Genomic DNA, 6,905 nt, shown 5'->3' with positions numbered 1-6,905 from the left:
GTGGTGGGCAGGGTGCGGGACCATGTCACCCTCACCGCGCCGATCTTCGGCAGGTTCAGCCGTCCGCTGTCGGTGATCTTCCAGCGGGCGTTGGCGGTGAACCGGATCGACTGCCGGGCGTCCTTGCGGGACTTGAAGCGCGGCGGGCCGGTCTTGGGTCCCTTGCGGGTGCCCTTCAGGGAGGCGAAGAAGTTGCGGTAAGCGGTCTCGGCGTCGCGCAGGGACTGCTGGAGGACGACGGCGGAGACCTCGCCCAGCCAGGACCGTTCCGCTGTCCGCTTGGCCTCGGTGATCAGGCGCGTGGACAGCTCCCCGGCCTTGGGGAACGGCTGCTCGGCCTTGCGGGCGTCTTCACGGGCACGGACCGCGTCGTTGAACACGACACGGCGCATCCGAACGCCTTCGCCAACGCTCTCTGCTGGCCAGTGTCCGGGTACAACCTGAAGGCGTACCTGAGCTGCATGACGATCACGACAAATACTTGGGTTATGACTGAGATGCAGAAGGTCAGAACTGGCAGGCACTGTGCTTTCGTGATGCACGTCCACTTGGTCTTCGTGACCAAGTTCCGGCACAAGGTGTTCACCGATGCTCATCTGACGCGCATGGAGGAGATCATGCGGTCGGTGTGTACGGACTTCGAATGCGAGCTGGTGGAGTTCAACGGCGAGAACAACCACGTCCACCTGCTGGTGAACTTCCCGCCCAAGGTCACCGTGACCAAACTGGTCAACTCCCTCAAGGGCGTCTCCTCCCGCCGACTGCGCCTGGGGGTACCTCCCGGCCGAAGGCTGGGGGAGAGTTCCCCGACCTGGTACGGCACTACTGGCGGGCCAACAAGCTCTGGTCCGGGTCCTACTTCGCCGGAACCGTCGGCGGCGCCCCCCTCACCGTGGTCAGGCAGTACATCGAACAGCAGAACCGGCCGGTGTGAGCCCCGCCCGGCTCCGCCGGACCAGACACGGCGGCGCTCCGCGTCGCAACCATCAGATTCGCTTCACCACCGGGCTGAAGGACTCTGCTGAGGAATGCGTGATTCGGGTGGTCAGGCCGCGAGCATCAGGGCTTCGAGGCGGGAGGTGCGGGTGCCGCCGAGTGGGGTGCCGGTCAGCCATCGGTCGATGCGGATGAGGTTGATCGCGGTGGCGGCGAAGACGTGGCCGAGGCGGGTCGCGGGTAGATCGTGGTAGCGGGTGCGGCGCAGGCCGGTGACACGGACGGCCGCCCACCACGTCGCCACCCTCAGCGTCGGCACCAAAACCCTCGACCACCCCGTCGCGGGCGAACTCGCCCTGGACTGGGACACCCTCACCGCCAGCACCGACCCCGACCAGCAGCTCGTCATCTGGACCGCGGAGGTCGGCACCCGCACCCACGACGGCCTGCGCATCCTCGCCTCCTGGGCGGCCGACCAGCACCTCTCCGCCGCGCCGACCGACTGAACCGCTGCCCCGCTGCCCCGCTGCCGAACATCGGCACAGCGCGTACCCCGTCACCCGAATCACGCTCCGGAGCGGTGGCTGTAGCCGCGCGGTCGGAAACCGGCACCGGAACCGACCAGCCTGCCCTGCCCTGCCGCGCACATGGGGGCCCTGTCATGCCCTGGAACGCTGCTCCCCGGCACCGCGCGGTCTGTCACGGGGCGCAGCAGGCGTGCAAGCTGGGCGTGAACGAAGATCACCTCTCAAGGCGAGGCCCCTGTCCGCGTGCAGCATTTCCGGTCCGTACCTTCGCCGCGTCGCGAAGATACCGAATCGGGGGGCTGAAATTCAGGTCACCGGCTTAATTCCGAACGCAGGTCACGCCGGCCACGTACGGAATTGATTTCGCTGGACGAGACGGAATACGGAGAAAGGCGGCACACGCATGGCACAGGAACCCTCGCGGGCCCAGCAACTGCTCGGTGACCTCGCGCCGAAGATGGTCCAGCTGACCGACGACGTGCTGTTCGACGACGTGTGGAAGCGCGAGGGCCTGTCCCCGCGGGACCGCAGTCTGATCACCGTCTCCGTGCTGGCCGCGACGTACCGCCCCGACCAGCTCAACAGCCATCTGCGTCTGGCGCTGGAGAACGGGTTGAGCCGGGACGAACTCGTCGAAGCCCTCACCCATCTGGCCTTCTACGCCGGATGGCCCAGCGGCATGGGCGCGCTCACCCAGCTCAAGGCCATCGTCGACGACCAGACACAGTAGTGGGGTCGAGGCTCCATGAGGTTCCTCGAGAGGAAGCCCTCGGCCAAGGCCCCACCGGGACGGTTCACCGGTGACGTGTGGGTGGACACGATCGCAGCGGCCGAGGAGCCCTCGCGGCTTCGTGCGGCCGCGGCACGGTTCTCCCCCTGCGCCCGCACCGCCTGGCACCGGCACGCGGTCGGGCAGACGCTGCATGTCACCGAGGGCATCGGCCTGGAACAGGCCCGTGGCGGCGACGTCTTGGTCATGCGACCGGGCGACACCGTCCACACGCCCCCGGGCGAGTGGCACTGGCATGGTGCCGTCCCCAACCACTTCATGACCCATCTCGCGCTGTCGGACGGCACGGGAGATCCCGCTGTGCCCGATGTCGAGTGGGGCGAACACGTGAGCGACAAAGAGTACGAAGGAAAGACCGGTGAAGCGTAGAGACATCGTCGTGGGGCTCAGGACGGCCGCGTCGGCGCCTGCGGTCGGATTCGCCTCCGCCACGCGCAGCGAACGCGACCCCCCTGGCGTTCCTGGCTGACCCATCCGGGTCGATCACGAACGGAGGTCGTGTGCGTGCGACGTCGCTCCGCAAATGACGTCAAGCTCGGTGCACCGGAGGTCATGCCGCCAGGAGGTACACGGTCATATGGAGAAACTCAGCCGAATCCGGCTCGGACGGGCCGGATCGTGGCTGCGTGATCACGATCCCGAGCTGGCAGCCACCCGGCGCGCCGGACGGACGGCCATCGTGATGCCTGCCCTGTTCGCCCTGTGCAGCCAGGTCATCGGCTCGCCGACGATGGCCACCTTCGCCGCGTTCGGTTCGTTCTCGATGCTGCTGCTGGTGGACTTCACCGGGTCGATGGTGCAACGGCTGCGGGCCCACCTCGGCCTCGCGGTGGCCTGGGCCGCTCTCATCTGCCTGGGGACGCTCGTGGCGGAAGAGACCTGGCTCGCGGTCGCCGTGATGGTCGTCATCGGTTTCCTGGTGCTGTTCTCCGGCGTGGTCAGCTCCGTCCTCGCGGGTGCGTCCACCGCGCTGCTGCTGGCCTTCATCCTCCCGGTGACCTCACCCGTCCCGTTCTCCGAGCTGCCCGACCGGCTCGCAGGCGCCGGCCTCGCGGCTGCCGCCTCCATGCTCGCGGTCACCCTGCTGTGGCCCCGCCCCGCCGCCGACCCGCTCAGCGCACCGGCCGCCCGGGTCTGCCGTGCGGCCGCCGAGCAACTGCGCACCGACGCGTCCCTCCTGGCAGGCGGTCCGGGCGCACCGAGCACCGGGCAATGCCGTACCGCGGCAGTCGAGGCCTCCACCGCGGCAGACGATCTGCGCACCGTCTTCGACGCCACGCCCTACCGCCCCACCGGCCTGTCCACCAGCTCTCGCGCCATCGTCCGCCTCGTCGACGAACTGACGTGGCTCAGCGGCATCCTGGCCGACAGCGCACCCTCACTCGACGGCCACCCCCGTTGCGACGCCGCCGCCCAGTCCGTACGGCGGGCCGCCGCCTCTGTGCTCGTTGAGGCAGCCACCCTGCTCGATGCCCCGCACGGCTCACCGGACGGGCTGCACGCCGCTTCGGAGAACATGCGTACAGCCATGGCCGACATGGAACGCAGCGCCACCACACGGCTGCCCATGGACCAGGGCGGAGCCGGCACACCCTCGCGCGTGCACCCCGTCATCGGCGCCCTGGACCTGTCATTCCGCGCGCAGGAGCTGGGATTCGCAACGCTGCAGATCGCCGACAACGTTGACCTGGCCGCGGCGGCCGAACGCCGGAGCTGGCTCGAACGCGTGCTGGGCCGCGAGCCCGACGCTGCGACCGAACCACTGGCCTCGGCGCGTGAGCGAGCCGCCGCCCACCTCCAGCCGCAGTCCGTCTGGCTGCACAACAGCCTGCGAGGTGCGGTCGGTCTCGGCATCGCGGTCGCCCTCGCGAACCTGACGGGAGTCCAGCACTCGTTCTGGGTCCTCCTAGGAACCTTGTCGGTGCTGCGCTCCAACGCCCTCAACACCGGGCAGAACGCGGCCCGCGCCCTGGGCGGCACAGTCGCGGGTTCGATCATCGGCACCGTGTTGCTGCAGCTCATCGGCCACCACGGCACAGTTCTCTGGTTCCTGCTGCCCATCGCGGTGCTGCTCGCCGGTATCGCCCCCGCCGCCATCTCCTTCGCCGCCGGACAGGCGTCCTTCACCATCACCCTGGTCATCTTGTTCAACATCGGCCAGGACCCCGACTGGCACATCGTGCTCCTGCGGATCCAGGACATCGCGATCGGCTGCGCGGTGAGCATTCTGGTGGGGCTCTTCTTCTGGCCGCGCGGCGCGACGGCGGCGGTCGACCGAGCTCTCGCCGAGGCTTACCGGGACAGCGCCCGCTACCTGGCGGGCGCGGTGGAATACGCCGTCAGCCGCTGCGACACCACTACCTCCTCCACCGATGTCGCGCTGCAAGAGCGCCTCGAAGCCGCTGCCGCCGCGCGAAGGCTCGACGACGCCTTCCGCAGCTACCTGGCCGAACGCGGGCCAAAACCGGTACCCCTGGCAGAGATGACCACTCTGGTCACCGGCATCGTGGGACTGCGCCTCGCCGCGGACGCGGTGCTGGGGCTGTGGCAGCGCGCCGACGAGCAGCAGGCCCAGCCCGACCGGACCGACGCTCGCCTCGTTCTGCTGGGCGCCGTGGGCCGCGTCTCCGGCTGGTACTGCGACCTGGCCGCCGGCTTGGGCCAGGACACCCCGGTCCGGGATCCGCTCCCGCGCAATCCCGTGGCCGAAGCGGAGTTGGTCGAATCCCTCCGCCGCGAGCTGAGTGACGAGCACGGGCAGGCCACGGACACCGCCATCCGCATCATCTGGACCGCCGACCACCTCGACGCCGCCCGCCGCCTCCAGCCGAGCCTGGCGGCTGCCGCAGGGGCGGGCAAGCCGTCCTGATCCACACACCGGACCACGCGCACTCCGGCGGGCTCGCCGGGCCACTGCAGACACGCGGATGCTGCGGTACCCCTTCGCACGTATCGCTTCGCTCGTGTCGCGTTCGTTCGAGTCTGCTCACGTCGCTTCGGCTTCGGCCGCGTGGGCCAGCTCGTCGGCATCGGCCAGCATCCGTGCGCTGTCCGGCTCCCTGCCGGTGAACAGCCGAAAGGCGTCGGCGGCCTGGAAGACGACCATGCCGAGCCCGTCGAGAACTGTGCAGCCGCGTTCGCGGGCGGTGCGCAGCAGCGCGGTTTCCAGCGGTCGGTAGACGACGTCGGCGACCCACAGTCGGGGGTGTAGCAGTTCGGCCGGAAGCGGCAGGCCCGGGTGTGCGGCCATTCCGGTGGGCGTGGCGTGCAGGAGACCGTCCGCACCGGCCAGCAGTGCGGGGAGACGGTCCAGCGTTTCCGCGGACGCGCGCCCTGTGCCGTAGTGCCGAGTCAGCGAGGCCGCGAGACCGGTTGCACGGTGAGCCTGCAGGTCGAGGACCGTGAGGTGTCCGGCGCCGCGGGCGAGCACCGCGTGGGCGACGGCCGCCCCGGCTCCTCCGGCGCCGAGCAGCACCACCCGCTCCAGGCGGGCTTGGGGCAGTGAGCGGGCGAACGAGGCCCCGAACCCTGTGACGTCCGTGTTGTGGCCGGTCGCCCGCCCCTCCCCGAACACGACGGTGTTGACCGCACCGACCGCCTCGGCCTGCTCGGACAGGGCATCGAGGTGCTCGATGACGAGCTGCTTGCAGGGGTGGGTGATGTTGAGACCGGTGAAGCCGGTGTCCTGGGCGCCGTCCAGCAGTTCACCCACCCTCTCAGGGGCGGTACCGAGGGTGTCGAGGTCGATCAGGCGGTAGAGGTAGCGCAAGCCATGCCGGTCGGCCTCGCGTTCATGGAGTGCGGGGCTGAGCGACGTGACTATGCCGGAGCCGATCAGGCCGACGAGATACGAGTCCTGGTCCATCGCCGCACTCCCTTCCGTGAGCCGGTCAAAGCCCGAGGTAGATCTGGCGCACCCGGACGTCCCGGCTGAGTTCCTCGGAGGTTCCGGTCATGGCGACACTGCCGTTCTCCATGACCAGGCAGTGACTCGTCGCGCCGAAGGTGAGTTTTGCGTTCTGCTCCACGAGGAGCAGGCTCATCCCCTCCTCGCGCAGCCGTTTCAACGCGCTGAGGATCTCGCCGACGAGCTTGGGCGAGAGCCCCATGGACGGTTCGTCGAGCAGCAGGATGCGCGGTTTGGCCATCAGGGCCCGGCCGATGGAGAGCATCTGCTGCTGCCCACCGGAGAGCGCGCCGGCCAGTCGCTGGCCCATCTCGCCCAGCACCGGGAAGAGTTCGTGCACCTCGGCGAGCGTGGCCCGGGTCTCGGCGTCCCAGCGGCGGGCGTACGCGCCGAGCAGCAGGTTCTTCTCCACGGTCAGGCCGGGGAAAACGTGCCGGCCCTCCGGTACGTAGCCGATGCCGTGCCGCACCATGGCGCGGGCCCGCACGCGCGTCAGGTCGTGTTCGCCCAGCGTGATGCTTCCGCCGCCGCGCGGCACCAGTCCCATCAGGGCTTTGAGGGTGGAGGTCTTGCCCGCGCCGTTGGCGCCGATGATGCCCACCGACGCCCCGGGTTCCACGCTGAAGCTGATCGAACTGACCGCGCGGACCCCGCCGTAGTGCACGGACAGGTCGTCGACTGCGAGTGTGGCCGGGGTGCCGGCCGCGGGGGCGGCTGTTCGCCGGAAGGGGATCGTCCTCATCGT

6 protein-coding genes and 3 pseudogenes are annotated in these 6,905 nt (G+C 69.5%); 5 read left to right on the top strand and 4 right to left on the bottom strand.

The genetic code is table 11. The features are described 5' to 3' along the window. Window positions 1-463, bottom strand: a pseudogene (locus AOK17_RS14090) (RNA-guided endonuclease InsQ/TnpB family protein); the annotation flags it as partial. 25 nt (window positions 464-488) lie between these two features. On the opposite strand from AOK17_RS14090, the pseudogene tnpA reads away from it, so the two are divergent. Next, window positions 489-934, top strand: a pseudogene (tnpA, locus tag AOK17_RS48400) (IS200/IS605 family transposase). 111 nt (window positions 935-1,045) lie between these two features. Here the strand turns inward: tnpA and AOK17_RS14085 are convergent. Further along, window positions 1,046-1,240, bottom strand: coding sequence for a hypothetical protein (locus tag AOK17_RS14085; protein ID WP_055612778.1), 195 nt, complete (start codon window positions 1,238-1,240; stop codon window positions 1,046-1,048). Between AOK17_RS14085 and AOK17_RS14080 the strand changes: the two are divergent. From AOK17_RS14080 to AOK17_RS14065, 4 genes and pseudogenes are all read left to right on the top strand, one after another. Further along, window positions 1,221-1,442, top strand: a pseudogene (locus AOK17_RS14080) (MmyB family transcriptional regulator); the annotation flags it as partial. The gene AOK17_RS14085 and the pseudogene AOK17_RS14080 overlap by 20 nt on opposite strands. A gap of 424 nt (window positions 1,443-1,866) precedes the next feature. Further along, entirely contained in the window at window positions 1,867-2,193 is a 327-nt protein-coding gene (locus AOK17_RS14075) for a carboxymuconolactone decarboxylase family protein (RefSeq protein WP_055612776.1), read from the top strand. 15 nt (window positions 2,194-2,208) lie between these two features. Continuing rightward, the gene (locus AOK17_RS14070) at window positions 2,209-2,622 is read left to right on the top strand and encodes a (R)-mandelonitrile lyase (RefSeq protein WP_055612775.1); all 414 of its coding nucleotides are present in this window, start codon (window positions 2,209-2,211) and stop codon (window positions 2,620-2,622) included. A gap of 208 nt (window positions 2,623-2,830) precedes the next feature. Next, window positions 2,831-5,122: an FUSC family protein gene (locus AOK17_RS14065; RefSeq protein ID WP_055612774.1), complete on the top strand. Its 2,292-nt coding sequence runs from the start codon at window positions 2,831-2,833 to the stop codon at window positions 5,120-5,122. Window positions 5,123-5,239: 117 nt separating this feature from the next. On the opposite strand, the gene AOK17_RS14060 is transcribed toward AOK17_RS14065, so the two are convergent. Together AOK17_RS14060 and AOK17_RS14055 are read right to left on the bottom strand one after the other, a co-directional pair. After that, window positions 5,240-6,118 carry a shikimate dehydrogenase gene (locus tag AOK17_RS14060; protein WP_055612773.1) on the bottom strand — a complete coding sequence of 293 codons (879 nt, stop codon included), beginning with the start codon at window positions 6,116-6,118 and terminating at the stop codon, window positions 5,240-5,242. A gap of 25 nt (window positions 6,119-6,143) precedes the next feature. Next, complete coding sequence (locus AOK17_RS14055) at window positions 6,144-6,902, bottom strand: ABC transporter ATP-binding protein (protein ID WP_055612781.1); 759 nt, start codon at window positions 6,900-6,902, stop codon at window positions 6,144-6,146. Between the last annotated feature and the right edge of the window lie 3 nt (window positions 6,903-6,905).

The sequence above is a fragment of the Streptomyces phaeochromogenes genome (assembly GCF_001418655.1).
Classification (GTDB): Bacteria; Actinomycetota; Actinomycetes; order Streptomycetales; family Streptomycetaceae; genus Streptomyces; species Streptomyces phaeochromogenes.
Note: the sequence above shows the minus strand (reverse complement) of the source record. Positions and strands in the feature narration are given on the sequence as shown.